Genomic DNA, 26,283 nt, shown 5'->3' with positions numbered 1-26,283 from the left:
ATTTTTCGGGGAAAAAATACGATGCGTCAACGCTCATCAACCAAAACCGGTTTCGCCACAAGCCTTGTGCTAGCGGGGCTGCTCAGCGGATGCCAGGCGCTGAACGATATGGAAGCGGAACAATACCGCCAGCAATGTGCAACGCTTGGTATTGAACCTGGCACGCCGCATTTTGAGCAATGCATGCTGCAACAACAGGCACTTAATGAAGATGAAACCGAGAGATCGCTTGATCGGATGCAAAGAGATGAAGCGAGCAGTCACAAAAAATAATTCCGATATGCGCATATATGCCGTTTTAAAAATGCCGTTTTAAAAATGCCGTCTTACATATATGTCATCTGAAATATATGCCGTCTGAAATGTATGCCGTCTTTTTGTCCGGCTTTTACGACAAATAGACGGCCGTCAGTCCAAATCTGTAACGCCGGACATTGCAGTCAAAAATGATGACTCTACAAAGATTGATGCCACACTATCCCTGGTCGCTATACCGCGAAAAAGACAATTGACGCAATTTATTAGTATGTTATAACATAACATGTTATCAACTACACAGGCTATTAATGTCATGAATGTTTCACTGAAGCTAATCCAGATAGCAATCGCTTGCTGCGTATTTGGCGCAAGCGCATCTGCCCATACGCATCAGCATGATCACGACCGCTCCCATGGCCACTCACACGATAATGCGCATAAAGCAGATACCAATCAAAAAACGGCAGCCAACGGCTATTTTGCCGATGCAGATGTCAAGGACCGCAGCCTGTCGGACTGGGAAGGAGACTGGCAGTCAATCTATCCTTTGTTGCAGGACGGCACACTGGATCCAGTGATGGCGCACAAGGCAGAGCAGAAAAAAGATAAGACGGCAGATGAATACAAACAGTACTACAACGCCGGCTACAAGACCGACATTGAGCGTCTGATAATCAAAGACAACACCTTCACTTTCTACCACGGCGAAAAAAACTACAGCGCCCAGTATAAATACGAAGGCTATAAAATCCTCACGTACAAAGCCGGCAACCGGGGTGTGCGTTACCTGTTTACCAAGCAACACGGTGATCAGCAGGCACCGGGTTTCATTCAGTTCAGCGACCACACCATTGCCCCGAAAAAAGTCAGCCACTTCCATATTTACTTTGGCAATGATGACCATCAAAAGCTGAGCGAGGAAATGAGCAACTGGCCAACCTATTTTCCATCCAAATGGAAAGCCGAACACATCGTTCATGATTTGATGTTTCATTAAGATGGCAACGACCCGCCACAATGCGCTGCGCATCTATGGCGGGCCCAGACCAACACCCTGTCGTCATTTGGCAGGCTTGGCCTCTGCAAAAGCTACGTCACTTCATATCGAACCCCCTCGACAGGGAACTGTCGCAGATACAAGCCCGAAATAGGATCTGCGCCCGGTCATGGCAAGAGTCTGTCTGGAGCACATTCAATTTCGAGGCTGTTATACACAACTAGGTCTGGCATCTTCATCAAGCACGCGGACATCAAACTCCATGCGCCGCTTGACGTGGAGTACCAAACTCCAGGCTCAACAACAGGCACAGCGCGGCAACTATGGCAGTTCCGACCAGCCACACCAGCGTACGGTCGAAAACGCCGCCTATCACAGCCCATGTACAACATAATGGACATAGACAATGATATTCCGTTCTAGAAACTAACGGATATGCAACAAACTTCTGGCTGATTTCTAAATACTAGTCGAACTGGCTTGAGTCGCATATACGCTTTGCCGCCCCTAACATACATTGGATATCGCTACCCACCGCGATAAACCGTGCTCCCGCATCATAATATTCTCTTGCTACATTTAAATTAGGCGCAAGCACACCTGCCATTTTTCCTGAAGCGATTGTTTGTTCAATTCCAGAGACAATTCGTGCTCGGGTATCAGGATGTTCAGGTTGACCTAGCATTCCCATATCAGCGGATAAATCTGCTGGCCCAAAGAAAATTATGTCAATTTCGGGCAGCGCCAAGAAACCCGCGAGATTCTCTAGAGCTTCTAAAGTTTCAATCTGCATTGCAATGACAATTTCTTCAGCTGCATTTTTGAGATAATCAGGAAATTGTCCATACCATGCTGCGCGACCGGCAGTCGAGACGCCACGTACACCCTCGGGAGCGTACCTAGTAGCCCGGATAATGTCCTGCGCTTGGCTTACGTTTTCTACGTAGGGAAACAAAAAATTCTTTGTCCCCGCATCAAGAAGACGTTTGATAGTCACCTTATCATTACCCGGAGGACGAACAAAGCCTACAGAATCGCTCGAGTCCAGAACACGCAGTTGATCGACAATTTCCTTGAGGTCATTTGGGGCATGTTCCATATCAAGGAGGAACCAGTCGAATGCCACATTCGCTAGTACCTCCACAGCAGTTGCACTAGTGAGAGAACACCACAAGCCGATAAGTCGATCACCGCGAGTCACTCCATTTTTAAATTCGTTAATTTTACAAGGCATAAGGTATGTTCTCAATTAATAGAAATATTAGCTTCTTCTGCAATAGACTTCCACTTGGCATCGCTTTGTGCGACGAACTCTTTAAAGTCGGCGACTGACCCAGTAGCAACGTCATCGCCTTGCTGCTGCAGTCGTTCTTTGATTCGTGGGTCATTCATAGCCTGCACAAATGCCGAATTCAGCGTCTCGATTATGTCTTCTGGGGTATTTGCAGGAGCAAATATACCAATCCAGCCTGTCAATTCAAACCCAGAAACCCCTGCCTCACTCATTGTGGGTAAGTCAGGCAAAGCGCGCGAACTTTGGTTGCCCGTCGTCGCTAATCCTTTTACTGTTCCGGCCTGTATCTGCGATAAAACATTTGGTATGTTGGTGATCGTAAAGGTCGCATCTCCTTGAATAAGCGCAAATGTAGCCTGAGACCCGCCAGAATAAGGGATGTGTTCGAAATCTGTTTTTGTAATGCCGCGAAAATATTCACCAGCCAAATGCACCAAAGTTCCGTTTCCCGTCGAAGCGTAATTGTATTTACCAGGTTTTTCTTTCAAGAACTTAACCAGATCTTTGACACTTTTTCCCTCAAAAGAAGGGCCAGTTGTCAGAACGAATGGGGAAGAGGTCAACTGTATTACGGGGGCTAATGCTTTGGCCGGTACATAGCCCAACTTCTTGTACACGGCCGGTGATATCGAAATGGGCCCGACACCAGAAAGAAGCAATGTATATCCATCTGGCCGGGCTTGAGAAACCTGCCTTCCCCCGAGGGTTCCTCCGGCTCCAGGCTTATTTTCGATGATGAACTGTTTCCCCAAATTTGCACTCATTTTCTCTGCCACTAGACGGCCCACTACGTCGAAAGCACCACCTGCGACGAAGGGAACCACAATTGTCACGGGCCGCTGGGGAAAACTTTCTGCATGACTAATGGCAGGCAGTGTTGATCCGAAGCAAATTGCAGTCAGCGAAATAATATTTTTAATAATCGACATATTTTGTCTCGTTAATTAGAATTTTTTGAGTAAAAATATACTTATAACACAAAAAACGATACAAAACTTTCCACTTTTTACCTTTTAAAATGAGTTAGCCAGAAACGGGGTGCTGTGGGCGGATATGATGTGGCTGTATATTCGGAAAAAAGATAGATACTACTCATGCCCCACATTTTCTCGCTTGCTTTGACACCAGAAGCTCTTCATCACAATCGGCGGACAAACGGTATTCATTAAATTCGTTTTACCAAGAACGAGGCTTAATCGAAATCATACCGATATCCCCGAAAAGGGTCTTGGCTCAACACAGCTGAGAGGGAGTGATTAATCGAGTTTGGTGAATACCCATCCCCCGTTTATGGGGTAGAGCCTTTTGGCGTAGAGCCCATTGAACGAGATTGATGAATGCCATCCCTTGATAATGAGGGTGGGTGCCGGAAATAATTATTTTAAATTTTTGGATGTGGCTTTAAATATCCCGACCAATTTGCTGCGCACAGTCAGCCAACAATAGCGTCTCGCGCTCAAGGCTGGGGCAAGAGATGGAATATAAATGATTGATTTACAACAAAGACATGGCGGAGCGGACGGGACTCGAACCCGCGACCCCCGGCGTGACAGGCCGGTATTCTAACCAACTGAACTACCGCTCCGCAGCGGTGAAATTTTTCAAACACTCTGTTTATAAAAACAAAATGCCTGGCGTCCCCTAGGGGATTCGAACCCCTGTACCCACCGTGAAAGGGTGGTGTCCTAGGCCTCTAGACGAAGGGGACAGGACTGTACTAACTTTTTCTCAGATCTGCGTTTACGTTGGCATGTAAACACTGCCTGAACATCCAACCGGTCGATTTAAGAATCCGAGATTCTAGCACATCTTCCAGTTTCTTGCCAACAAATTTGTTGAGGATTTTTGGTGGAGATAAGCGGGATCGAACCGCTGACCTCTTGCATGCCATGCAAGCGCTCTCCCAGCTGAGCTATACCCCCACACGTCTCAACTAATGTTGTTTAGCGAAGAAGCGGAATTATGACTGCTTTTTCGAACTTGCGCAAGCTTTTTCGGTAATACAATAAAAATACAACAATTTAGCCACGTTACTGGACTTGCACTACGCTGTAAATTTGATAGCCATTATGCGTCACTTATCACGATTGAATTTCGAACGCGGCGCGCAGCAAGCAATACGTCTGTAGCCGTCAGACCAACCGGCCCCGTGCCCTCGTTAACCAGCAGATCGGCTGCAGCGCCATGCAGCCAAACTGCGCCCGATACCGCCTGCGAAGTCTCAACACCTTGCGCCAGGCATGCACCCAGCATTCCCGCCAGCACGTCGCCCGTCCCGCCAGAAGCCAATCCGGGATTACCGGTATTATTCGTTCGCGTGTCACCCTGCGGGGAGCAAATCACGGTCTTGTGTCCCTTAAGCACGGTCCATGCATCGAATTTTTTACTGATTGCCACGGCGGCACGCGCCCGCCCCTGCTGAACTTCCTCGACTTCGCAATCGAGCAGCCTTGCCGCTTCCTGAGGATGTGGCGTGAGCACCAATGCGCGGTTGCGCGCGCCGGCGCCCAGTTTGCCTTGTGCCAGCAGCGTCAGTCCATCGGCATCCAATACCAGCGGGATATCAAGGGTGGCACGAAAAATCTGATAGAGCAGTCCCAGGGATTTTTCATCCAGGCCCATGCCCATACCTGCCACGCATACCGTCATTTGGCCGGTGCGCAACAACGTATCGGCGCGCTCAAGCATTAATTCCGGATGCACGGGATCAGCCATAAAAGGCAAGTCCTGTACAAACCCGATTTTTACCTTGCCTGCACCCTGCATCAGGGCGGCACGACCCGCCAGCAATGCGGCTCCGGCCATGCCTGGCGCGCCACCGATGATGCCGACTGTACCGAAGCTGCCCTTGTGGCTGTCTGCGGGACGGGGGCGGCATAGCGCGGGAAAATGTTGTCTTGCGTATTCGACTGTCATAGTGCTCCTTTACCATCCCGGCGCCGCACCGCGTGCTTGTATCGGCAAAACGACAGGCATGCGATGGCGTGAATGCCGCTTTGGTCTTTTCGTTTTTTTCAGCTCAATGACAGCACACTCGCACGGCGCCGTCAAGGACCGGCAAGAACCAACAAAAAACACACAAGCCTATGCCGATGCAAGCGTGCCGTTCGCCCTTCGGCATAAGAAGCGTTGCGAATACAAGGTAAGCGGGCCGGCTGCTATTTACTGGCCGACCTCATGCGCTGGCGACTGTTGATGATATGCATGCGCATGGCGGCACGCGCCGCATCGGCGTCCTGCGCCGCTATGGCGTTAAAGATGGCCTCATGCTCCATGTTCAGGCGTTGCTGATACATGGCCTTTTCCTGGTCGAATATGGCCAGCCGACTGCGCGGAATCGCGTGCTTGCCAAGCTGACGCAACAAATCCAGAAAGTGCGTGTTGTGTGTAGCCTTGGCAATCTGTTCATGAAACTGGAAATCGACGTCGACCGAAATATCGCGGGAAATATCTTCCTTGACCAGCGCCCGCAGAATGCGCTCCAGCTCTGCCAGCTGTTCGTCCGTACGTCGCTGGGCCGCCAGTCCCGCCGCTTCGGATTCCAGGCAGGCGCGCACTTCCAGTACGGAGGCCAGCTCTTGCGCCGTACCTGGTGACATGGTGCTACGGTCAAAAATAACATCTTTGACAGAAGGCTCGCGCACAAAAGTTCCAACGCCATGACGCGTCTCGACCAGACCGCGGGCCTGCAACTGTGAAATGGCTTCACGAATCACGCTTCTGCTGACACCAAAGGCCTCGACAAATTCGGATTCTGTCGGGAGCTTCTTCCCCACTTCCAGACTGCCCGACTGAATTTTTTCGGTCAGTTGCTCGACCACTTCATCGGACAGGGTTCTGCCTCTTCTTTTAATCGGGCCGGCGTTAATCAATAGGCGGGTTGACATAGGTACTGTGGTCACCTTGAGAATAATAGGTTACAGGGAAGAAAAGTATGATTTTAAAACGTTTTTCCCCAAAACGGCAGGAATGATGCCGCCGCCCGGATTGTACTGCTGCAAGCAAAAATCGCACACCAGCCGGCGGTCAACCTCCCGGGCATCACGTGACTGGCGCCGGATTAAAAAGCGCCAGACTATTGTGCAATTTAAGCTTTTCGGCAAAAGATTGCTGACGCCCACTGGCAATGGCGATCAACAGATCAAACAGCTCTTGCCCGACCTGTTCAATGGTGGCTTCTCCCGTTGCGATCCGGCCCGCGTTAATATCCATTAAATCAAACCAGCGTCGTGCCAGGCTGTCGCGACTTGCCACCTTGACTACCGGCACCGCCGCCAGGCCATAGGGCGTGCCCCTGCCGGTGGTGAACACATGAAGATTCATGCCCGCAGCCAATTGCAGGGTGCCACAAATAAAATCGCTGGCGGGCGTCGCCAGGAAATTGAGTCCCTTTTGCGCGACGCGTTCACCCGGCGCGATCACGCCATTGATGGGGGCCGTACCCGATTTGACGATTGAGCCCATCGCCTTTTCCACAATATTGGACAGGCCACCACGCTTATTGCCCGGACTGGTATTGGCGCTGCGGTCCGCACCGCCCTGCTTCAAATAACCGTCATACCACTGCATCTCACGCACCAGTGCCTGGCCGATTTCCGGCGTGGCCGCACGGGCGGTTAGTTGGGCGATCCCATCGCGCACCTCGGTCACTTCCGAGAACATGACGGTCGCGCCAGCACGCACCAACAGATCGGTTGCATACCCTACCGCCGGGTTGGCGGTGACACCGGAAAATGCATCGCTGCCGCCACACTGCACGCCAACAACCAATGCGGACAGCGGACAGGGCTCGCGCTTGCGCGCATTCAACTGAACCAGCCGTCTCTCGGCTTTGGCCATGATCGCCTCGATCATACTGGCAAAACCGACATTCTCGTCGTCCTGCAGCGTAATCAGGTACGGGTCGTCCTGCGCGATGGGTATGCTGCCGGCCGGAAACATTTTCGCGGGCTGAAGCTTCTCGCAACCGAGACTTACCAGCAGGATCTGGCCGCCAAAATTGGGGTTCAGGCTCAAATTGCGTAAAGTGCGTATCGGAATGTCAGCGTTGGGCGCATCAATGGCCACGCCACAACCATAAGCATGTTCCAGATACACGACATCATCGACATTGGGAAAACGAGGCAATAAAGTCTCACGAATTTTTCTCACTGCGAACTCGACCACGCCTGTCACGCACTGCACGGTTGCACTGATGGCCAGGATGTTGCGGGTACCCACCGTGCCATCGGCATTGCGATAACCATCAAAAGTCAGTTCCGTCAGCGGCGTTGCCAGCCCTGGCCGATGCGTGGCCATGGGCAGCGCATCCAGCGACGGCGCCACTGGCATCCGCAGCATGGATTCATTAATCCAGCTGCCAGCCGCCACGTCATCCAGCGCATAGCCAATGGTTACGCCGTAACGGATGACCGGCGCCCCCTGAGAAATAGCCTGCAAGGCAACCTTGTGCCCCTGCGGCACAGACGTTTGCAATATCAGGCCACAGGCAAATTCAGTGCCGGCGGGCAGGCCGCCGTCATTAACAACGATAGCAACATTGTCCTGCGGACTGACCCGAATATATAAAGGCCTAAGCGTGTCTTGGGTGTCTTGGGTGTCGTGTGTCTCTTGCAATCTCATCCTCACTGGTAAACGGGTGGGCCCGGGCTGTTGATGGCTGCGCTGTCCAAAAGTCACTGCGGCTTTACAGGCCAGAGAGGGTCAACAACGGACAACGCAGGAACGAAAACGGACAACGCAGAGCGAGCACAGAGTCCACACGTGATCTTCTACACAAGCTCTACGCAAACTCAAAAACTCTACATAAATCGGCACAGGTCCACTAGGGTAAACATACGCCCACGGTTTTGTGTCTCCAGCCGCGTGCCTGCCGCTTATTGCCCGCCCACTTTATGAATCAGGGCCGCCAGCGCTTCGCTTTCCTGGCGGGTCAGACTCGTCAATGGCGCGCGCACATCACCCGCATCATGCCCGACGATTCTGGCGCCCTCTTTGACGATGCTGACAGCATAACCCTTGCAGCGGTTACGGATGACAGAATAAGGGATGAAAAAATCCGTTATCAGCCGATCCACCGTTACTCGGTCTCCCGATACAATAGCATGATAAAAATCCATAGCCGTTTTTGGAATGAAATTGAAGACGGCCGACGAATATACCGGTACCCCCAATGCCCGGTAGGCAGCCGCGTAAAACTCAGCGGTCGGCAGCCCGCCCAGATAAGACAGTCGATCACCCAGACGATGACGGATGGTGACCATCAATTCTATATCACCAATGCCATCCTTATAACCGATCAGGTTGGGGCAACGCTCGGCCAGCTGTTCGAGCTGATCAGCATTGAGCCGACACAGCGAGCGGTTATACACAATCACGCCGAGTCCCACCGCCTTGCATACCTGCTCCACATGCAGGGCGACGCCCTCCTGATCCGCTTCAGTCAGGTAATGCGGCATCAACAGCAAACCCTGGGCGCCGGCCTTTTCTGCCTGCTGTGCGTAGCGGATCGCCAGCCGGGTGCCGCCGCCAGCACCGGCAATGATAGGCACTTTACCCTTGCAGGTCTGCGCGGCCGTGCTTATCACATTTGAATACTCTTCGGGCTCAAGCGAAAAAAACTCCCCAGTCCCACCGGCGGCAAACAGTGCGCTGGCTCCAAAGGGCGCCAGCCATTCAAGCCGACGTGCGTAGCTGTCGGCATTGAAATTGCCTTGCTTGTCAAAATCAGTAACCGGGAAGGATAGCAGTCCTTCGCTGACGATCTGTTTCAATTGCTGTGGATTCATGGGTATCCTGTCGTTGGTAAAAAGGAAAATGCAGCACCGCTGCCGCGACGATCTACGACAATCTTGGTAGACTATGTTGTACGACATCTTATTTCATTTGTCCATGTCAGACAAGTGGTTTAGCGTCAAATCGGTAAAGTGATGACGAGAACCACGGGGCTATAGGGCACTGAAGCCACAGAACGACAATGCCGTAGAAGAGGCAAACGGGCCGACAATCATGATTCGTCACCAGACTTGCCTCAGCGCTGTCGCGAACAGGAAGGATCACGTAAAATCGCAACATTGACTTTCGTTCAAAGTCGGGCAGGCGTCTGTCGGAGCCTGGCCTACTGAAGACCGATCCCGTATCTCTTTTGCCGTCACCCATGCTCAATAATGAATTGTTCCCGCACTGCGAATTTACGCTAGCTCCAGAGACATTGGCGCGACTGCAACAGTGTGTGCAATCGCTGGCCGACAATGCACCTATTGGCGCCGCTAACCGCAAGCCGCTCTTCTACCGGTATATGGACTCCCCCGTGGGGCCCATGATTGCGATGGCATCCAATCAAGGCATCGTACTGCTGGAATTCCTGGATACGATCGAAACAATCACAAAGGAAATTGCGGATCTGCATATCCGTTACGGCTTCGGCATGACCGCGCAAGACCATCCACACCTGCAGACGCTGCAACAGCAGATCGCAGACTATTTCGCCGGACACAGACAAACCTTCGAACTTGCGCTGGATGCACCCGGCACTGCCTTTGACGAAACCGTATGGGCTCACTTGCAACGCATTCCCTATGGCAGAACCTGCAGTTATGCCGATCTGGCCAGCCAGATCGGCAATGGCGCCCATGCCCGCATTGTCGGCACTGCCAACCATCGCAACCGTATCAGCATCGTGATTCCTTGTCACCGGGTGATCGGCGCCGACGGCTCGCTGACTGGCTACGGTGGCGGCCTGGCGCGCAAGCGTTGGCTTCTTGAATTTGAAAGTGTGCACGCATGCGCCGGGACTGCCGCAGGATGACACTCATGAAACTGGACCGGTCCCAAGCTCGCCCAATCCTGACGCGGGGCCACTGCAATAGTGTCATTGCCGTTGCACAACACAACGGCAGGCGTGACAGGTATGCGGCCACGCGGCTTGCGCCAAAGGCACAACATCCATGACAGCAGCGTGGCTGACCAGCGACTGGTTCTGGAATTGTCTGTGGGCCATTTATATCGTCACAATCGGCTCATGGGTCGTGTTGCAAAAGCGCCCGCCCGTATCCACGCTGACCTGGATTCTGTTTCTTAGCTTCGTGCCGATCGTCGGTTTCGTCATTTACTATTTTTTCGGGCCGAAAAAAATCAGCCGCAACAAGATCAATCGCAGCATCAGCAAGCACCTGATAGAACGCGACGATGCTTTATGGAACGTGCGTATACAGCCTTCGGATTTGACCGAACAGCAACGGCCCATCCACGACCTTGCCCTACAGATTACCCATTATCCGCTTAGCTATGCAACCAGTTATCAGTTGCTCTCGGGCGGTGAAAAAACCTATGACCGGATTTTCGAGGCGGTTCGCTCGGCACAGCACTATATTTTTCTTGAATACTATATTTTTGAACAGGACCAGACCGGTACGACCCTCAGGGACCTGCTGACCGAGAAAGCAAAACAAGGCATCAAGATCTTTCTAATTGCAGATGCCATTGGCTCGCTACGCCTGAACCGCCGCTTCATGCGTCCGCTGATTGACGCTGGCGCCAAACTGACCTTCTTCCACGACATCAGCCTGAAGCATTTGCTGTCGTTCATGAACCTGCGCAATCACCGAAAAATTGTCATCTGTGATGGTACGGTGGCCTTTACCGGCGGAATCAACATTAGCGATCAGCAGGACCGACGCCGCAATAAACGGGCATTCCACGACATTCACCTGGAATTGTCCGGACCCGTCGTCTCCTGGCTGGAAACCATTTTTGTCGAAGACTGGCACTATTCCACGCATGACCTGTCAGTACGCCATATGTTGCGCGAGCATTATCGTGATCGACTTGAACGCATGCAGGAACAGACAGAAAAAGACGCCAGCATCTCGCCGTCTGCGCGTCGGCTGGGCGACGATGATCCAGGCCCAGACAAACAACCGGTGCAGGAATCGCAGCGCTGGATACGCACTCAGATACTGCCTTCAGGCCCCGACTTCGATTATGCCTCCATCCTGCGCGTGACCGTTGAAGCTATTCAGCGCGCACGCCACCGCGTTTATCTGACCACGCCGTATTTCGTACCGGATGCAACCTCGGCGCAGGCGCTAACTTCGGCCTCTCTACGCGGCATTGACGTACGCATTCTGCTACCCAGGCGGACGGACAATTATGTCGTGACCAAGGCGGCCCAGTCATGGTTCGACGATCTGGTCGCCTCTGGCATTCGTGTCTTTGAATACGGTCCGCGCATGCTGCACACCAAAAGCATGATTGTGGATGACGACATTTCGTTTATCGGGTCGGCCAATTTCGATAACCGTAGTTTCTATCTGAATTTCGAGGTCAGCGTTCTGTGCTACGAGCGCGAGGCAAACCAGGCATTACTGGAAGAATTCAACGCTTCCATGAAATACGCACAAGAGGTACAACTGACGCATCAACCCTTCTTTTCCAGGCTCAGCAAGGCGGTGGCCCGGCTGTTCTCTCCCCTGCTGTAAACCGTCGGGTTTGCTGCCTGTCAGAAATTTTTGCGCCCCGCCGCCGCACCGGTCTGTCGGAAAGGATCAAAATCTGTCAGCTGGCCGTCACCGTGGTAATCTATACTCATTCCTTCATCCGTTTGATATTCGTTCGAGATAGCCATTATGCCTACTTATTCATCCAGCACTCCCGACACTGACGATACGTCCGACGCGACACTGACAGAAACCCTGCAGGAAAGCGCGTTTATTTTCGAAGGCAAGATCATTAAGGTAACGGTCGATACCGTGATTCTTCCGAATGGCAAAACCGCCAGCCGCGAGGTAGTCCGCCATTGCGGCGCAGTCGCGGTACTGGCTGTGACGCCGGAAGATAAGGTCATTCTGGTCAGGCAATATCGCCATCCTGTCGGCAGCCCGCTGCTGGAAATTCCCGCAGGCAAACTGGACGTCGAGAACGAGCCGCCCGAACAATGCGCGTATCGCGAACTGGCAGAGGAAACACCCTACACCGCCGGTGGCATGACGCTGATACACACCTTCTATACCGCCCCCGGTTTCTGCGATGAGCTGATGTACCTGTTCCGCGCCGAAGGGGTACGACAGGACAGCAGCCTGAACGCCGATGACGACGAATTTGTGCAGACAGTGCTGCTGAGTCGCGAAGAAGTGCGCCAGGCCATTAGCAGGCAAGAGATCCGTGATGCCAAATCATTGGTGGCACTGCAATCCTGGTTAATGGAAAAGCAATAAGCTGGCCAAGATCAACGCAATGCGGCACCCTTACACCGCGCCAATCACAAACGTGAATTAGTTTGCCTTGCCCTGGCGCCCGGGTCTTTCTTCAGGTATACGTCCCAATCTTGAGGCATATCCCCCATCTCCGGATATCGGCCCCGTTCTCAGGCGGACGTCCCATCCTCGGGCATAGCCTGAGCAATCAGGGCGAGAGTCCCACGCTGCCGATATCATCGGGGCTGGACAGGCTAAGCAATTTGGTTTCAGTCTGCGCCAGGCGCACGCCTGCGGTCGCAAAAATAAAGCCGCCGACCGGCGCATTAACTGGCGTTACCGTGAGCGCGATCGGGTCGACGATTTCAGCCAGCAGCTGACCCCGATCAACCCACTGCCCTGCGGCGACGTGATAGACCACAATACCGGCACAAGGCGTAACCACATAGGCCAGGCCACCCAATGGGTGTGGCTCGCAACGCAATGGCGGCATGGGCGCCACCTGGGCCGCGGGCAACCGGATATAGCCCTGCTGGTTCAGGTACTGGACCAACGCAAGCGCATCCTGCTCGGCATACTCGTGTGTCAGATCGCGGTCACCGCGCAATTCCACCGTTGCCGCAAAACAGGCCAGCGGGATGGTGGCCTCTGGATAGACGTCTCGCAATTTGAGCCAGGGTGTGGACACCATTTCGTCAAACGAACATGACAGGGAATCTTCAGCCAGCAACTGGCATTCGCTTTGCAAATAGCGAGCTAAGGGCTCACAGCGATCCCACACCTGTGGCAGGGAATACACATGCATGACAGCGCGGTTATCGCAATGCAGATCCAGTACGATATCGGCATCACACGCCATTTTCAACAGTGTGATGTGCAGCTCGTCAATCAGGCGGGCAGGCGCCAGCGCATTCAGCACTTCTCGCATTTTGCCGCGTATCAGCGACAGGTTGGCCTGACGGTCTGCACCGGGCTGTTCAGGACTGTTTTGCAATGCAGCTAGCAGGTTCTCGTATAATGGAACACCGGTAAGACGATTGAAATTCTGTCCGGTCGGCAATTGAAAACGGCCGATATGCTCATAAAAGACGGTTTGCGACAGCCCGATCGGGTTGCAAAATGGCACCAGGATAATTTCACAGTCAAGCGCGCCCTGCGCTTCCAATTCCTGCAAACGGCGATTCAGATAGAAGGCCGCCAGCGAGCCGGGCAATTCGTCCGCATGCAGGCTTGCCTGCATGTATACCTTGCGGCCCGTATCGGTCGGTCCAAAATGAAAGGCATTGATTTCAAAGGAAGCACCGGGAGCGCTGAGTGATAAAACATGTTTTTTGTGTTGCATTATGCTTGCGCCAAGTTTCGGGAATTGAGGTGAACCAAATAGCGCTGCTCGATTTTTCGAAAAATGAAGACCAGCACGAAGTTGAGCACCAAGTAAATACAGGCCGCTGCCGAATAGGCAATGAATGGCTGATAAGTAGTAGTCACAAACAGACTGGCTGCGCCGGTGATTTCCATCATGGCCACCGTAGAGGCCAGCGCCGTCGAATGCATGGTCATGATCACTTCATTACTATAGGCAGGCAATGCACGACGCAGGCTCGATGGCAAAATAATGCGCCGCATTGCATTGCGGCGGTTCATGCCATAGGCGCGAGCCGCCTCGATCTCGCCGCGATCGGTATTTTTGATGGCGCCGGAAAAAATCACGGTGGAATAGGCGGCCGTGTTCAGCGTCAGGGCAACCAGCACCCAGATAAAGCCTTCCTTGAGAAAACCAAAGCCTGGTTGTGACATCAGTTGCCCGATGAAGTGAAAGCTGGGTATGCCGTAGTAGATAATATATATCTGCACCAGCAACGGCGTACCCGTAAAAAAATAAGTAAAGGCATGGACCAGTCTTGCGCCCGGAGTGCGCTCGCGCTGGTGAACGACCGAAAGCGGGATAGCCATGCAAAGTCCGATGCCCACTGACAGCGCCGTTAGCATGAGCGTGAGCGGGGCGGCCTGCAAACAGGTAACCAGCGCGTCAAAAAACAGGGAGAGTGTTTCAGACATGCGCATCTTCCCTGGCAAAGCCGCGCTGATAATGCTTGTCCAGATAGCGGAACACGTACAGCGATACCGTAGTGAGTAGCAAAAACAGCAGCGCCGAAACCGTGTTGAAGATAAACGGCATATGCGTTGCGCTGCCGGCCTGCTGGGCAATGCGCGTCATATCGTCCAGGCCGATAATGGATACCAGTGCCGTGGCCTTGGTCAGGACCAGCCAGTTATTGCGAACACTGGGCAGGGCAAAGCGCATCATCAGCGGAAAGGTGATGCGCCGCAGCACCTGCAGGCTGCGCATGCCATAGGCGTGACCGGCTTCGATCTGGCCGTACGGAATAGCCATAATGGCGCCCCGGAAGGTTTCGGTAAAATACGCGCCAAAAATAAATGACAATGTAAGCACGCCAGCGGCAAAGGGACTGATTTCGAAATAGTCCAGGTCCCAGGCATCTGTGATGGCGTTCAGGCCGATTTGCGCGCTGTAGTACACCATGAGCATCCAGATCAGGTCGGGCACCCCACGCACCGCGCTGGAATAGAGCCAACCCAGACGCGAAAGCAGGCGATTGCGCGACAGGCGCATATTGGCCCCCGCCAACCCGATAATGACTGAAATGACGAGCGAGAGCACCGCAATTTCAAGGGTCAGCACCGCACCCTGCAAAATGCGGGGCAAATACTGGCCGATCAGATTTATTTCTTCCATCCTGTTTCCCATTACACGGCGCTGCGCATATTTTTGAACTATACACAACCCATTCGTTGCAGTGCCTGACGGGCAAAGAACAATACCATTGGTCGGCCGGCACGCGATGCTTGCGCCCGGCACATGCCCCGGCCGGTAAAACCGGTGCAATTGGCGCCTAATTTTATCCGCCATCCCGGCGCTCGCTGCTATTATATCGCCGCAGCCACTGAAATAAACCGCCGGTTTTCCCTTAGCCCCTGATCGTGCCTGAGGGAAACTCCCTGTACATTTTCCGGCTGATGCTGGCATAATCTTCCATCAGGACCACCGCTGGCGGTGGTCCTACAACGCTGCAACCGGGGAAACAGGTGGCCAATGGTCCGTGCACTCACGCCTGCATCTGGCTTCGTTCGCATGACCGTTTCCCGGCAGCAGCACTGCTTACGTCATTTAGGAATATCCATGAACCTGAAAAAACACGTTTTGGGATTCGGTCTGTGCGCGATTGCGCTGGCCGTATCCGCTCCCGCTGTCGCGGCCGACAAAACCATCCGCTTCGGTACAGACGCCACTTATGCGCCTTTTGAGTCCACCGATCCCTCCGGAGAAATCGTCGGGTTCGATATCGACCTGGCCAAAGCCATGTGTGAAAAAATGCAGACCAAATGCACTTTCCAGAATCAGGGCTGGGACGGGATCATCCCCGCGTTGCGCGCCAAGCGGTTTGATGTCATTGCCTCGTCCATGAGCATTACACCAGAGCGCGAAAAAGCGGTGCTTTTCACGCAGAAAGTATGGTCTACGCCCAATATGTTTGTCGCCCGCAAAGGCGCACCCTATCAGTCTACTGCAGAGGGCCTCAAGGGGCTGGATCTGGGTGTGCAACAAGGAACCATTCAGGATAAATACGCTACCAAGTACTTCAAGGACACCAATATCAAGCGTTATAAAACGCTGGAAGACGCCTATAACGATCTGACAACGGGACGCATCAACGTGGTGTTTGCCGATGGCGGCGTGACAACCGAATTCGTAAAGAGCCCGGGCGGCAAAGACTTTGAGCTGGTGGGCGATCCGATCCCGGCGTCTGCCGATCCGGAAATTTTCGGCAATGGCACCGGTTTTGCAGTCCGCAAGAACGATACCGAACTCAAAGATGCACTGAACAAGGCATTTGACGAAATCCGCGAGGACGGCACCTACAAGAAAATTGCCGATAAATATTTCGAATACGATATCTACGGCGGCTAATCTGGCAGCGCCGTGCTGTGTCGGAGTACTCCGGTAGCGCTAACGCACCCTGTATTGTCCCGGCCACTTGCACGTTTTCGGAACCACTGCACTTAGAGATGCGCAACTCCATCGCGCTACTAAGTGCAGTTTTTTTTTCGGATATCGCTAAGCCCAGCCTGGCCTTGCCTTTGCAGAAAAAAAATCCCGAACTTCAGACAACTTCGGCTAACACCGGTCAAATCACCATTTTTTCATCATTAATTTAAATTGCATCGTCCGTACCGCTTGCGTAGCATAGGTTTTCATCGTGACATTTGAATTGTCGCCCCCGCCCCCTAGGGGAACGACGCTACCGGAACGCCAAGGAACGTAATAATATGGACGCCCTTTCATTACCCAATAGCCAACAGGCTGCCCCCAACTGGACAGTGCAAACCATACTGGATTTGTACAACATGCCGTTTATGGACCTGATGTTTCGAGCCCAGCAGACGCATCGTGAGTATCATGAGCCCAACGCCGTGCAACTGTCCAGTCTGCTTTCCATCAAAACAGGCGGCTGTCCCGAAGACTGCTCGTATTGCCCGCAATCCTCGCGCTACGACACATCGGTAGAACGAGAAAAGCTCATGCCGCTGGACGAGGTAGTGCAGGCGGCAAAGCAGGCCCGGGCAGCCGGCGCGCAGCGCTTTTGCATGGGTGCCGCCTGGCGCAACCCGAAAGCGCACCAGGTGGAAGCAGTAGCCGAGATGATCCGTGCCGTAAAAGCACTAGGGCTGGAAACCTGTGTCACCCTGGGCATGCTCCGGGAAGGCCAGGCCCGACAACTGAAGCAAGCTGGCCTGGATTATTACAATCATAATCTGGATACCTCACCCGAGTTCTACGGACAGATTATTACTACGCGCACATACCAGGATCGTCTGGACACGCTTGAGCGTGTCCGCGCTGCTGGTATTCACGTGTGCTGCGGCGGCATTGTCGGTCTGGGCGAATCGCGCCGAGAACGAGCCGGACTTATTGCCCAACTGGCCAATATGAAGCCATATCCGGAATCGGTGCCAATCAACAATCTGGTGAAAGTGCAAGGCACGCCACTGGCGGACAATGAAGACATTGATCCATTCGAATTGGTTCGCACGATCGCCGTTGCCCGCATTACCATGCCGGCCACATTTGTGCGATTGTCGGCGGGACGCGAAGCCATGGACGACAGCCTGCAGGCGCTGTGCTTTATGGCGGGTGCCAACTCCATGTTCTACGGAGAAAAACTGCTGACCACCGGCAACCCACAGCTACAGGCCGACCAGGCGCTGTTTCATCGACTGGATCTCAAACCTGTTACTCAATCCGGCACCGATCATGCCGGGACCCAGCCATCAGAGAGCGGCGATACCGCCGGCAAATGTGCGTGCGCCGTTGCGGCACCCACCTCGGCCTGATCATCATGCACATGTCAATCATGGCGCAACCTTGCTCTTCCCTTTCAATTACAGTCGGCATATGACCTATCTCATTCTCAGCATTTTTTGCAGTGTGGCCGTTTCGGTGCTTCTAAAAGTCGCCCGTCGTCACGGCATTGATATACGTCAGGCCATCGCCTTTAACTATGTGATGGCCTGCGCATTGACCTGGTTCATTCTCACTCCGGCTCTGAAACCTGCGGCCGGCCAGCCACTCCCATGGCTGCTATTTACGGTCCTGGGGATTATTCTGCCGGTGCTGTTCATGATTATGTCCCGGGGCGTGGAATATGCCGGTATTGTGCGGGCCGATGCTGCCCAGCGGTTATCGTTGTTTCTAACGGTGCTGGCCTCGTTTGTACTATTTGGCGAAGCGCTCTCTTTCAATCGTGGCCTGAGCCTGACACTAGCGTTTACTGCGTTATTCTGCCTGCTCTGGAAACCGACTCAGGTTAAAACACAAGCCAGCGTGCGCATGGGCGCGCTCTATCTTTTCCTGATCTGGCTTGGCTATGGCGTCGTGGATATGCTGTTCAAACAGATCGCCAAAACCGGCACGGCATTTTCCAGCGGACTGTTTTTATCGTTTGCTCTTGCCGGCGTCATTATGTTCGGCTATTTGCTATTGCGTCGCACACAGTGGAACAGTCGTAGTGTCATGGGCGGGCTATTGCTGGGCCTGCTCAACTTCTGCAACATTCTTTTTTATATTCGCGCGCATCAGACCTTCCATGAAAATCCGACACTCGTCTTCACCGTCATGAATATCGGCGTGATCAGCCTGGGCGCGGTTGTGGGCGCAATTGCCTTCCGCGAAAAAATCAGCCGTATCAATCTGCTGGGTATTGGGCTTGCCATTGTCGCCGTACTGACGCTGTATTACTGGACGGTGATTAGCGGATAAGGCTGATACTGTCAGCAATAAAGAGTCCGCAAATTAAAAAGAAGCCGCAATTTAATTTGCGGCCTCTTTTTTCGGACGTGAGCAGTATTGGCCCGTTGCTGGCTACAGCACTTTGCCCGGATTCATGATGCCATCGGGATCGAATACCTGCTTGATTTGCCGCATTAATTTCAGTTGCAATGGATCCTTGTGGTGCAGGAATGCATGACGCTTCAATTGCCCAATACCATGCTCTGCACTGATACTGCCACCGTACGCCATCACCTCATCAAAAACCGTATCGGCAATACGGGTTTCCCAGTCTGCAGCCCAATTCTTTTCGGCGCCTTCCGGACGCGACACATTATAGTGCAGGTTACCATCACCAAAATGCCCAAAAATAAACAACCGGCAGTCTGGGCTGACTTTGCGCAATTGCACTTGTGCTGTTTGGACAAACTCGGGAATACGCTCGATCGGCAGGGAAATATCATGCTTCAGATGCGGGCCATCAGCCCGCTGGGCTTCGGAAATTTCTTCGCGTAGGCGCCACAGGGCCTGCAACTGGGCAAGCGAGGCAGAAACAGCCGCATCCACACAGAGCTCCTGCTCCAATGCCTGGCCAATCACCTCTTCCAGCAGTTGCCCCAGCGCTTCCTCGTTGGCAGTATCGGCCAGCTCGATCAGTACATAAGCGGGATGACGATCGGCGAACGGCAACTGTACCCCTTCCACATGCGTAAGCACCAGATCCAGGCAGGCATCGGTGAAAAACTCAAACGCCTGCAGGCGTGGACCGCAAGCGCCGAACACCAGACGGAACAATTCGAGCGCCTGCTGCTCGGACTGCACCGCCGCCAGCACCACACTGCGCACGTGCGTCGGTGCGTGCAGCCGCAGAGCAACCCCGGTAATGACACCAAGCGTGCCCTCGGATCCAATAAACAACTGCTTCAGATCATAGCCGGTATTATCCTTGCGCAACGTCTGCAAGCCATTGAAATTTTCCCCATCGGGCATGACGGCTTCAATTCCCAGCACCAGTTCACGCGCCATACCGTAACGCAGCACGTTGACCCCACCGGCATTGGTGGCCAGATTACCGCCAATCTGGGAAGAGTCCTCGGCCGCCAGGCTTAGCGGCAACAGACGGTCCTGCTCCTGAGCAGCGCGGCGCAGATTACCCAGAATGCAGCCGGCATCGGCCACCATCGTGTTGGCGATCGTATCAATGGCCCGAATAGCGTTCATGCGATCCAGCGACAATATGATGTTGTCGGGACGGGCGTCGGGCGTCGCGGCCCCGCAAAGCCCGGTATTGCCACCGCGAGTCACTACCGGCACTTTGTACTGGCTGCACAAACGCATGCATTGCGAGACCTGCTCTGTGGACACCGGACGCACCACCGCCTGGGCATTGCCCTTATAGACACCGCGCCAGTCAGTCAGCCAAGGTTCAATCATTGCGGCTTCGGTGTGCACCACGTTCGGGCCCAGCGTCGCCAGTAGCTTGTCAAGAAATTCCTGCATTGTCTTTCCCAATAGATTTGAAGCCGACTGCCACAATTGCACGCATTGCAGCCGGTGTGATTATGAAAATAATAAAACCCGGTAAACCCCGCCTGGCTAAACTCGTCTTAACTTTCCGCCTTGCGCGCAAACGCGCTGGTATCAAGCCCCAATCTTTCACTGGCTTTGCGCAAATGGGTCTGGGCCCGGCTACGTGCCAGTTCCGGCTGCCGTCTGCGTATTGCCTCAAGCACCTGTTCATGCTCAGCATGAACCTGCCTGGACAGCGTCGTTACTGCTTGGGCGCGCTTGCTGTTGCCGGCAGTTTTTGCCTGCAACGCCTGTTCAGCCTTGAGCGTATGCAATCGGGCTGCCTGCACACTCTGCCGCCATTGTCGTGCCAGATAAGCCAGCAGATCACGATAATGCGGGTTGTGCGTTGCATCTGCTATCGCCCGATGAAATCCGACATCCCATTCCAGTGCTTCTTCGGGCTGGTGCAGGCTTTTTTCCAGCGATTGCAGAATCTCCTGCATTTGGCGCAAGTCCTCGTCAGTAGCACGGACCGCGGCCAATGCGGCTGCGGCGCCTTCGATTTCGAAACGCAGCTCATAGATATGCCCAAGCGCGTTGCGATCCACCATTTCCGGCACCGGCAACTGAAAACCCTCGTGCACGTCGCGGCTTAACACCACGCAGCCTGCCCCCTGCCGGGTACGTACCAACCCCTTGGTTCGCAGGCGTTCGGTGGCCTCGCGGATAACGGCTGCGCTAACCGAAAACTCGCCGGCGAGCATTTTTCCCGACGGCAGTTTGGTCCCCACAGGGTAAACGCCGTCGGCAATCCGCTGCATTAGCGCCTGCGCCACACGATCGGTGAGTGTTGAAGTTGTCAGTTGCATGAGGTAAATATATCAGGTTATCTGATAACTTTGCGCAAATTGAATGAATGATGAAGATATTTTTTAGGGACGAACGCGAGATGGCGCAGCCCTACTGATCTCGGCCCTACTGATCCGGTCCATGCCCATTGACCCCGGCCCAACTGGCGCTGACAGCCCGGGTATCGCTGGCAACCACAGCGAGCGGCACAGAATCGTGGCTAGCGTTGGGCCGCCGCAGCATATCAGCGATCCCTGCGTGACTTACCGTCGCCCGCATCCGGGACATCGACGTCAGGCTTATCATCACTCGCGTCCTGGGTATCGGCATGCAGTGTATTGTCATCGGCATCAGAGGCCCCCGAGCCGGATTTGCCACGTTGTCCTTCACCATCTGCCGGAACGGGCCGGGCTTTCGGCCTGTCCGCCATCGATGACTCTGGCGGGCGCATTGCCGCTGGCGAGGCGTCGCTGGCCTTTTCATTTGTTATGCCTTCATTCGCAGCTCCACCGGCTGCATTCTCACCTATTGTGCTCTCATCTGCTGCATTCTCACCCGCGGCGCTCTCACTTGCCCCTTCGTCTATTGCGCTACCACGTGCCGAATTTTCATCCGCTGCATTTTCACCGGCACTCCCATTGCCCTCGCTCTCATTGATGCTCGCCTCATCGCCTGGCATTTCCTCACCCGCCATGGCAAGATCCTCGTCTGCCACGGAATGATCCGCATCGCTGCGATGAGGCAGGTTCAGTTCCGTAATCGGATCTCCGGCCTGGATGATGTCCAGTACCTTGTCCATGGCTTGTGGATCGGACGAGATATCGATGGATTCGTCGACACGCGGATCAAGCGCAGTTGCCATGGGCGAGGCAGGCACGTTGACCGACATCGGCACAAAGGGCTCGGGATCCACCTTATAGGTGCCCTTGACTTTCTCTTTGCGTACAAAAATCACAAGTGAAAAGGCGGCCAGCGATGTATAGATATAAAACATATGCGCACCGCCGATATCCATCAGCTTACCCACCAGCAAGGGGCCCAGACTGGCGCCGACACCATAGGTCATCAACAGCACGCCACTGAGACCGACGCGCAGCGAAGGGTCAACGTGCTCGTTGGCAAATGCCGTGGCCAGTGGATAAATAGTAAATTGCAGCACCCCAAATACCGCGACCAGCACGAGCATCAGCGAATAAGGCAAATGCCAGTATCCATAAAGCGGGATAGTCAGCAAGCCGAGCAATAGCGCGTTAAAGCGGATCATATTGAGCCGATAGATGCGATCTGACAACCAGCCCATGGGCCACTGGGAAAGCAGGCCGGCCAATACCGAAACGGACAGGAACACCGCCACCTGATCGGTATTCATCCCTTCTTTGCTGGCATAAACCGGCCCCAACCCGTAAAAGGAGCCGGTAATACTGCCCGCCACGAAAAGCACGAACATCGACATAGGCACCAGCCGAATGAACACTTTGAGCTTGATCGGTGCATGTACCTGCAGGGGCGGATGACTGCGCCGCGTAATGGCAACCGGGATCAGGCATAGCGCCATGGACATGGCGACAACGTTGAGGGTCGTCAGGTCTGCCGGCGTAAATAACGATACCGTCATTTGACCGCCTACCAGTCCCAGGCCCGACATCACCATGTAGAACGCAAAAACACTGCCGCGCTGCTTCTGATCAGCCTGGTCATTGAGCCAGCTTTCGAGCACCATATATTGCGTGACCATGGTTGCCCCGGTCAGGAATCGCAGAAACACCCAAACGGGCAACAATGGAGTAATAGTTTGGGCAAGCACCAGCACGGTTACCATCGCGGCCGAAATGGCGTAGGCACGGATATGCCCCACTCGCAGCACCAGCTTGTGGCCGAAGCGCGCACCCAGCACCTGACCGGTGTAGAAAGCGGCGATCAGCAAACCGATCCAGACCTCGCTGACGCCTTGGTGTGTCAGGTGCAACGCAATAAACGTGTTGTACAGGCCTGTGCCCAGCGACATCAGTAAAGTCGCGAGATACAGAGAAAAAAACGACAGAAAAAGGCTGATCATTCTGACCCGACGAAAAAGACGGATGAAAAACAACAAAACGCATTGGAATAAAACGGTCTGCGGCGGATCCGGACTGTTCGCGCCAGGCCGGTGATCCTGCCAGGCACCTGCCTTATGGGCAGCCGGCGCAAAGAACGCCGGCTAGGAGACCCGTTTAAAGCTGAGAAAGAATCGTCTGCGTGCCGCTGACTTTGTATTCCCCGCCTTCTTCGACGTTCAATTGCTTGACCACGCCATCGTCCAGAAGGACGCAATAGCGACGTGAACGCACACCCAGGCCGCGGGCAATCATATCCTGCTCCAAACCCATTTCCGTGGTCCAGGTGGCAGAGCCGTCGGCCAGCAAGCGGATGACGCCGGTCGCGCCGGTTTCACGACCCCATGCCCCCATGACAAAGGCATCGTTAACGGCCACACACCAGATTTCGTCCACACCCTTAGCCTTGATTTGTTCAGCATCACGAATGAAATCAACCATATGTTTGGTGGTGCACGTGGGTGTAAACGCGCCGGGGACCGCAAACAGAACAATTTTTTTTCCCTTGACCAGTTCAGAAACCTTGAAGGCCTGCGGACCGGCTGCCTGACCATTCTGTTCGTTTTCCACGAACTCTGTGAGCGTACCTTCGGGTACCCGATCTCCGATGCTGATTGTCATACTGACTCCTGATATATGAAGAAAAACGTGTCAGGTTAGTGTAACACCTGGTTCAATATCCAAGGACAAATCCACTACCGCCTCTGTGCCCATACAATAGCATTGGCAGGTGATAGAAATACCCGTGTTGACCGGCAGCGTTTTCACAACCGCCGCAAATACAGGTATAGTTATCGGATGCAGCATCGGCTCTGCCAGACAAATGTGATTGCCTTCGGAACAATACTTGTTCAACGCTGCTTACGTTTTTATCCTTGCGGTCCAGAACCGCCTATTGCACATGAAAAATAAACCTGTTGTTTCTGATACCCCGGCCGTGGCCGATTCTGCCGTGCCGGCACTCAGCCATCTGGATGAGGCCGGCCAGGTTCGAATGGTCGACGTGCTGGGAAAAACCGCCACCGCGCGTACCGCTGTTGCACGCAGTGTGGTTCGCATGACACCTCGTTCCTACGCCGCACTTAATGCGGCAGAGAACAGCAAGGGCGAAGTGCTCAACACCGCGCGCGTAGCCGGCGTGCTGGCAGCCAAGCGCTGCGCCGACCTGATTCCAATGTGCCATGGTCTGCCGCTAACCTTTGCCGGCATTGACTTTTCCCTGGATGACCAGACGCAGTGCGTTACTGTCCGGGCAACCTGTCGCACCGACTATAAAACCGGCGTCGAAATGGAAGCGCTCACCGCCTGCTCGATTGCCGCGCTTACTATTTATGATATGTGCAAGGCCGCCGGCAAGGGCATTATTATTGAAGAGACCCGGCTTGAATACAAATCAGGCGGCAAAAGTGGAGAATGGCGTTGTGATTGATATTTTGTATTTCGCTCGTATTGCCGAGCTGACCGGCAAGCGCAAGGAACAATTACCCCTGCCTGAGTCTGTCACCGTAAACGAATGGCTGACGCAGCTCAATGCGCGCTACCCGGCGCTCAGCGATGTCCGTGTACTTAAGGTCGCCGTCAATAAGAAACACGTACCGACCGATACCCTGATTCATGATCGCGATGAAGTGGCCATCTTCGAGCCAGTGACCGGAGGCTGACATGATTATCGTACAACAAGCCGATTTTGATGCAGGACAGCTGATTGCAGGGCTTCACCGACGCACACAGGGCCAGGCTGGTGCCGTGGCTTCGTTCGTGGGATATGTGCGTGATTATTCTGCAGATCAACAAACTCAGGAACTGTTTCTTGAGCATTACCCAGGCATGTGCGAACAGGAGCTGAGCGACATTGCACAGCAGGCAGCGCAGCGCTGGGATATTATCGACAGCACCATTGTGCATCGTGTGGGCGCCCTCTCGCGGCAGCAACAAATCGTCTTCGTGGGTGTTGCAAGCGCCCATCGCGGCGATGCCTTTGCGGCCTGCGAGTTCATCATGGATGCACTCAAAACCCGCGCGCCTTTCTGGAAACGGGAAACCCTGAGCGATGGCAAAGCATTCTGGGTAGAGGCCCGCAGCAGCGATCAACAAAGTCTTGAAAAATGGACCCATCCGGACAATGCGCCGCAAGACAACACAGCAGGAAGCAAATAAATGAAATCATTAACGGAGGCTGACCGCAAAGTCGCCTTGCGCATTGCGATTCTCACCATTCACGATACCCGCAACGCCGAAACGGACAGCTCGGGCCGCTATCTGGCCCAGGCCGTCACAGACAGCGGTCATCTTGTGGCCGCCCAGGCCATTTGCCCGGATAATCGTTATGCCATTCGCAAGCAACTATCCGACTGGATCCTGAGCGAAGACGTTCACGCCATTATTACCAACGGCGGCACCGGCATGCGCGACAAGAACGCTACGCTTGCAGCCGTCAGGCCCTTGTTTGATACAGAAATCGCCGGCTTTGGCGAATTGTTTCGCGCCTATTCATTTGCCGATATCGGTTCGTCCGGCCTGCAATCGAATGCGCTGGGCGGCAAAGCCAACAACACCCTGATTTTTTGCCTGCCGGGCGCGACAAGCGCCTGCCGCCTGGGATGGGAAAAAATCCTGCGCGAGCAGTTCGACAGTCATCACCAGCCCTGCAATTTCGCATCGGCGTATGCGTCACGTGACTGACATCGGGCAAAGATAACCACGGTCGCACAGACCTGGCGCAGCGTCACTTTATTTAA

General features: G+C 54.0%; 25 protein-coding genes and 3 tRNA genes. 12 read left to right on the top strand and 16 right to left on the bottom strand.

Annotated features, from left to right (window positions below):
* Positions 1–21 precede the first annotated feature (21 nt).
* Positions 22–273, top strand: coding sequence for a hypothetical protein (locus tag CAP48_RS07535; protein ID WP_100695374.1), 252 nt, complete (start codon positions 22–24; stop codon positions 271–273).
* Positions 274–571: 298 nt separating this feature from the next.
* Positions 572–1,255: a metal-binding protein ZinT gene (locus CAP48_RS07530; protein WP_100695373.1), complete on the top strand. Its 684-nt coding sequence runs from the start codon at positions 572–574 to the stop codon at positions 1,253–1,255.
* 466 nt (positions 1,256–1,721) lie between these two features.
* On the opposite strand, the gene CAP48_RS07525 is transcribed toward CAP48_RS07530, so the two are convergent.
* The 9 genes from CAP48_RS07525 to kdgD all read right to left on the bottom strand — a co-directional run bounded on the left by CAP48_RS07525 (position 1,722) and on the right by kdgD (position 9,337).
* On the bottom strand, positions 1,722–2,489 hold the full coding sequence (locus CAP48_RS07525; RefSeq protein ID WP_100695372.1) for an HpcH/HpaI aldolase/citrate lyase family protein: 768 nt from the start codon (positions 2,487–2,489) through the stop codon (positions 1,722–1,724).
* Between the two features lie 11 nt (positions 2,490–2,500).
* On the bottom strand, positions 2,501–3,478 hold the full coding sequence (locus CAP48_RS07520; RefSeq protein ID WP_100695371.1) for a tripartite tricarboxylate transporter substrate binding protein: 978 nt from the start codon (positions 3,476–3,478) through the stop codon (positions 2,501–2,503).
* Between the two features lie 579 nt (positions 3,479–4,057).
* Positions 4,058–4,134 (bottom strand) — tRNA-Asp (locus tag CAP48_RS07515).
* Between the two features lie 47 nt (positions 4,135–4,181).
* Positions 4,182–4,257 (bottom strand) — tRNA-Glu (locus CAP48_RS07510).
* A 138-nt stretch (positions 4,258–4,395) separates the two neighbouring features.
* Positions 4,396–4,471 (bottom strand) — tRNA-Ala (locus tag CAP48_RS07505).
* Positions 4,472–4,616: 145 nt separating this feature from the next.
* Positions 4,617–5,465 (bottom strand): NAD(P)H-hydrate dehydratase, encoded by an 849-nt coding sequence (locus CAP48_RS07500; protein ID WP_100695370.1) that lies wholly within the window; start codon positions 5,463–5,465, stop codon positions 4,617–4,619.
* Positions 5,466–5,707: 242 nt separating this feature from the next.
* A complete protein-coding gene (locus CAP48_RS07495; protein WP_100695369.1) occupies positions 5,708–6,436 on the bottom strand; it encodes a FadR/GntR family transcriptional regulator in 729 nt (242 codons plus the stop codon).
* 154 nt (positions 6,437–6,590) lie between these two features.
* The gene (gene garD, locus CAP48_RS07490) at positions 6,591–8,165 is read right to left on the bottom strand and encodes a galactarate dehydratase (protein ID WP_242444357.1); all 1,575 of its coding nucleotides are present in this window, start codon (positions 8,163–8,165) and stop codon (positions 6,591–6,593) included.
* Between the two features lie 260 nt (positions 8,166–8,425).
* Positions 8,426–9,337: a 5-dehydro-4-deoxyglucarate dehydratase gene (gene kdgD / locus CAP48_RS07485; protein ID WP_100695367.1), complete on the bottom strand. Its 912-nt coding sequence runs from the start codon at positions 9,335–9,337 to the stop codon at positions 8,426–8,428.
* Positions 9,338–9,705: 368 nt separating this feature from the next.
* On the opposite strand from kdgD, the gene CAP48_RS07480 reads away from it, so the two are divergent.
* From CAP48_RS07480 to CAP48_RS07470, 3 genes are all read left to right on the top strand, one after another.
* The gene (locus CAP48_RS07480) at positions 9,706–10,356 is read left to right on the top strand and encodes a methylated-DNA--[protein]-cysteine S-methyltransferase (RefSeq protein WP_100695366.1); all 651 of its coding nucleotides are present in this window, start codon (positions 9,706–9,708) and stop codon (positions 10,354–10,356) included.
* A gap of 139 nt (positions 10,357–10,495) precedes the next feature.
* Positions 10,496–12,028 (top strand): phospholipase D-like domain-containing protein, encoded by a 1,533-nt coding sequence (locus CAP48_RS07475; RefSeq protein ID WP_100695365.1) that lies wholly within the window; start codon positions 10,496–10,498, stop codon positions 12,026–12,028.
* Between the two features lie 147 nt (positions 12,029–12,175).
* Positions 12,176–12,763 (top strand): NUDIX hydrolase, encoded by a 588-nt coding sequence (locus CAP48_RS07470; protein ID WP_100695364.1) that lies wholly within the window; start codon positions 12,176–12,178, stop codon positions 12,761–12,763.
* 187 nt (positions 12,764–12,950) lie between these two features.
* Here the strand turns inward: CAP48_RS07470 and CAP48_RS07465 are convergent, their stop codons facing one another.
* From CAP48_RS07465 to CAP48_RS07455, 3 genes are read right to left on the bottom strand one after another with little or no spacing between them, the layout of a single operon-like run.
* Entirely contained in the window at positions 12,951–14,084 is a 1,134-nt protein-coding gene (locus tag CAP48_RS07465; RefSeq protein WP_100695363.1) for a succinylglutamate desuccinylase/aspartoacylase family protein, read from the bottom strand.
* Positions 14,084–14,800: an ABC transporter permease gene (locus CAP48_RS07460; RefSeq protein WP_100695362.1), complete on the bottom strand. Its 717-nt coding sequence runs from the start codon at positions 14,798–14,800 to the stop codon at positions 14,084–14,086. Before CAP48_RS07460 ends, CAP48_RS07465 begins: the two co-directional genes overlap by 1 nt.
* Positions 14,793–15,500: an ABC transporter permease gene (locus tag CAP48_RS07455; RefSeq protein WP_100695361.1), complete on the bottom strand. Its 708-nt coding sequence runs from the start codon at positions 15,498–15,500 to the stop codon at positions 14,793–14,795. The genes CAP48_RS07460 and CAP48_RS07455 overlap by 8 nt, the downstream gene beginning before the upstream one ends.
* 444 nt (positions 15,501–15,944) lie before the next feature.
* Between CAP48_RS07455 and CAP48_RS07450 the strand changes: the two genes are divergently transcribed.
* From CAP48_RS07450 to CAP48_RS07440, 3 genes are all read left to right on the top strand, one after another.
* Positions 15,945–16,733: a lysine/arginine/ornithine ABC transporter substrate-binding protein gene (locus CAP48_RS07450; RefSeq protein ID WP_100695360.1), complete on the top strand. Its 789-nt coding sequence runs from the start codon at positions 15,945–15,947 to the stop codon at positions 16,731–16,733.
* 359 nt (positions 16,734–17,092) lie between these two features.
* Entirely contained in the window at positions 17,093–18,157 is a 1,065-nt protein-coding gene (bioB, locus tag CAP48_RS07445; protein ID WP_100695359.1) for a biotin synthase BioB, read from the top strand.
* A 61-nt stretch (positions 18,158–18,218) separates the two neighbouring features.
* Complete coding sequence (locus tag CAP48_RS07440; RefSeq protein ID WP_100695358.1) at positions 18,219–19,082, top strand: hypothetical protein; 864 nt, start codon at positions 18,219–18,221, stop codon at positions 19,080–19,082.
* Positions 19,083–19,184: 102 nt separating this feature from the next.
* On the opposite strand, the gene CAP48_RS07435 is transcribed toward CAP48_RS07440, so the two are convergent.
* The 4 genes from CAP48_RS07435 to CAP48_RS07420 all read right to left on the bottom strand — a co-directional run bounded on the left by CAP48_RS07435 (position 19,185) and on the right by CAP48_RS07420 (position 24,166).
* Positions 19,185–20,591: an FAD-binding oxidoreductase gene (locus CAP48_RS07435; protein WP_100695357.1), complete on the bottom strand. Its 1,407-nt coding sequence runs from the start codon at positions 20,589–20,591 to the stop codon at positions 19,185–19,187.
* Positions 20,592–20,698: 107 nt separating this feature from the next.
* A complete protein-coding gene (locus tag CAP48_RS07430) occupies positions 20,699–21,472 on the bottom strand; it encodes a FadR/GntR family transcriptional regulator (RefSeq protein ID WP_100695356.1) in 774 nt (257 codons plus the stop codon).
* A gap of 224 nt (positions 21,473–21,696) precedes the next feature.
* Positions 21,697–23,508, bottom strand: a complete 1,812-nt coding sequence (locus CAP48_RS07425; RefSeq protein WP_100696698.1) for an MFS transporter — start codon at positions 23,506–23,508, stop codon at positions 21,697–21,699.
* A gap of 154 nt (positions 23,509–23,662) precedes the next feature.
* On the bottom strand, positions 23,663–24,166 hold the full coding sequence (locus CAP48_RS07420) for a peroxiredoxin (RefSeq protein WP_100695355.1): 504 nt from the start codon (positions 24,164–24,166) through the stop codon (positions 23,663–23,665).
* A gap of 280 nt (positions 24,167–24,446) precedes the next feature.
* On the opposite strand from CAP48_RS07420, the gene moaC reads away from it, so the two are divergent.
* Genes moaC through CAP48_RS07400 form a run of 4 tightly spaced genes read left to right on the top strand, consistent with a single transcriptional unit; the run spans position 24,447 to position 26,227 of the window.
* Positions 24,447–24,974, top strand: a complete 528-nt coding sequence (moaC, locus tag CAP48_RS07415) for a cyclic pyranopterin monophosphate synthase MoaC (protein WP_100696694.1) — start codon at positions 24,447–24,449, stop codon at positions 24,972–24,974.
* A complete protein-coding gene (moaD, locus tag CAP48_RS07410) occupies positions 24,967–25,206 on the top strand; it encodes a molybdopterin converting factor subunit 1 (protein WP_100696696.1) in 240 nt (79 codons plus the stop codon). Before moaC ends, moaD begins: the two co-directional genes overlap by 8 nt.
* Position 25,207: 1 nt before the next feature.
* Positions 25,208–25,702: a molybdenum cofactor biosynthesis protein MoaE gene (locus CAP48_RS07405; protein ID WP_100695354.1), complete on the top strand. Its 495-nt coding sequence runs from the start codon at positions 25,208–25,210 to the stop codon at positions 25,700–25,702.
* Positions 25,703–26,227, top strand: a complete 525-nt coding sequence (locus CAP48_RS07400) for a molybdenum cofactor synthesis domain-containing protein (RefSeq protein WP_100695353.1) — start codon at positions 25,703–25,705, stop codon at positions 26,225–26,227.
* Positions 26,228–26,283 lie beyond the last annotated feature (56 nt).

The sequence above is a fragment of the Advenella sp. S44 genome, from assembly GCF_002810445.1.
Taxonomy (GTDB): Bacteria; Pseudomonadota; Gammaproteobacteria; order Burkholderiales; family Burkholderiaceae_B; genus Advenella.
This window is presented reverse-complemented; position numbering and strand designations above follow the sequence as displayed.

Coding starts and splice junctions, on each gene's coding strand:
- CAP48_RS07535 (WP_100695374.1), top strand. CDS start 22: ATGCGTCAACGCTCATCAACCAAAACCGGTTTCGCCACAAGCCTTGTG.
- CAP48_RS07530 (WP_100695373.1), top strand. CDS start 572: ATGAATGTTTCACTGAAGCTAATCCAGATAGCAATCGCTTGCTGCGTA.
- CAP48_RS07525 (WP_100695372.1), bottom strand. CDS start 2,489: ATGCCTTGTAAAATTAACGAATTTAAAAATGGAGTGACTCGCGGTGAT.
- CAP48_RS07520 (WP_100695371.1), bottom strand. CDS start 3,478: ATGTCGATTATTAAAAATATTATTTCGCTGACTGCAATTTGCTTCGGA.
- CAP48_RS07500 (WP_100695370.1), bottom strand. CDS start 5,465: ATGACAGTCGAATACGCAAGACAACATTTTCCCGCGCTATGCCGCCCC.
- CAP48_RS07495 (WP_100695369.1), bottom strand. CDS start 6,436: ATGTCAACCCGCCTATTGATTAACGCCGGCCCGATTAAAAGAAGAGGC.
- kdgD (WP_100695367.1), bottom strand. CDS start 9,337: ATGAATCCACAGCAATTGAAACAGATCGTCAGCGAAGGACTGCTATCC.
- CAP48_RS07480 (WP_100695366.1), top strand. CDS start 9,706: ATGCTCAATAATGAATTGTTCCCGCACTGCGAATTTACGCTAGCTCCA.
- CAP48_RS07475 (WP_100695365.1), top strand. CDS start 10,496: ATGACAGCAGCGTGGCTGACCAGCGACTGGTTCTGGAATTGTCTGTGG.
- CAP48_RS07470 (WP_100695364.1), top strand. CDS start 12,176: ATGCCTACTTATTCATCCAGCACTCCCGACACTGACGATACGTCCGAC.
- CAP48_RS07465 (WP_100695363.1), bottom strand. CDS start 14,084: ATGCAACACAAAAAACATGTTTTATCACTCAGCGCTCCCGGTGCTTCC.
- CAP48_RS07460 (WP_100695362.1), bottom strand. CDS start 14,800: ATGTCTGAAACACTCTCCCTGTTTTTTGACGCGCTGGTTACCTGTTTG.
- CAP48_RS07455 (WP_100695361.1), bottom strand. CDS start 15,500: ATGGAAGAAATAAATCTGATCGGCCAGTATTTGCCCCGCATTTTGCAG.
- CAP48_RS07450 (WP_100695360.1), top strand. CDS start 15,945: ATGAACCTGAAAAAACACGTTTTGGGATTCGGTCTGTGCGCGATTGCG.
- bioB (WP_100695359.1), top strand. CDS start 17,093: ATGGACGCCCTTTCATTACCCAATAGCCAACAGGCTGCCCCCAACTGG.
- CAP48_RS07440 (WP_100695358.1), top strand. CDS start 18,219: ATGACCTATCTCATTCTCAGCATTTTTTGCAGTGTGGCCGTTTCGGTG.
- CAP48_RS07435 (WP_100695357.1), bottom strand. CDS start 20,591: ATGCAGGAATTTCTTGACAAGCTACTGGCGACGCTGGGCCCGAACGTG.
- CAP48_RS07430 (WP_100695356.1), bottom strand. CDS start 21,472: ATGCAACTGACAACTTCAACACTCACCGATCGTGTGGCGCAGGCGCTA.
- CAP48_RS07425 (WP_100696698.1), bottom strand. CDS start 23,508: ATGATCAGCCTTTTTCTGTCGTTTTTTTCTCTGTATCTCGCGACTTTA.
- CAP48_RS07420 (WP_100695355.1), bottom strand. CDS start 24,166: ATGACAATCAGCATCGGAGATCGGGTACCCGAAGGTACGCTCACAGAG.
- moaC (WP_100696694.1), top strand. CDS start 24,447: ATGAAAAATAAACCTGTTGTTTCTGATACCCCGGCCGTGGCCGATTCT.
- CAP48_RS07405 (WP_100695354.1), top strand. CDS start 25,208: ATGATTATCGTACAACAAGCCGATTTTGATGCAGGACAGCTGATTGCA.
- CAP48_RS07400 (WP_100695353.1), top strand. CDS start 25,703: ATGAAATCATTAACGGAGGCTGACCGCAAAGTCGCCTTGCGCATTGCG.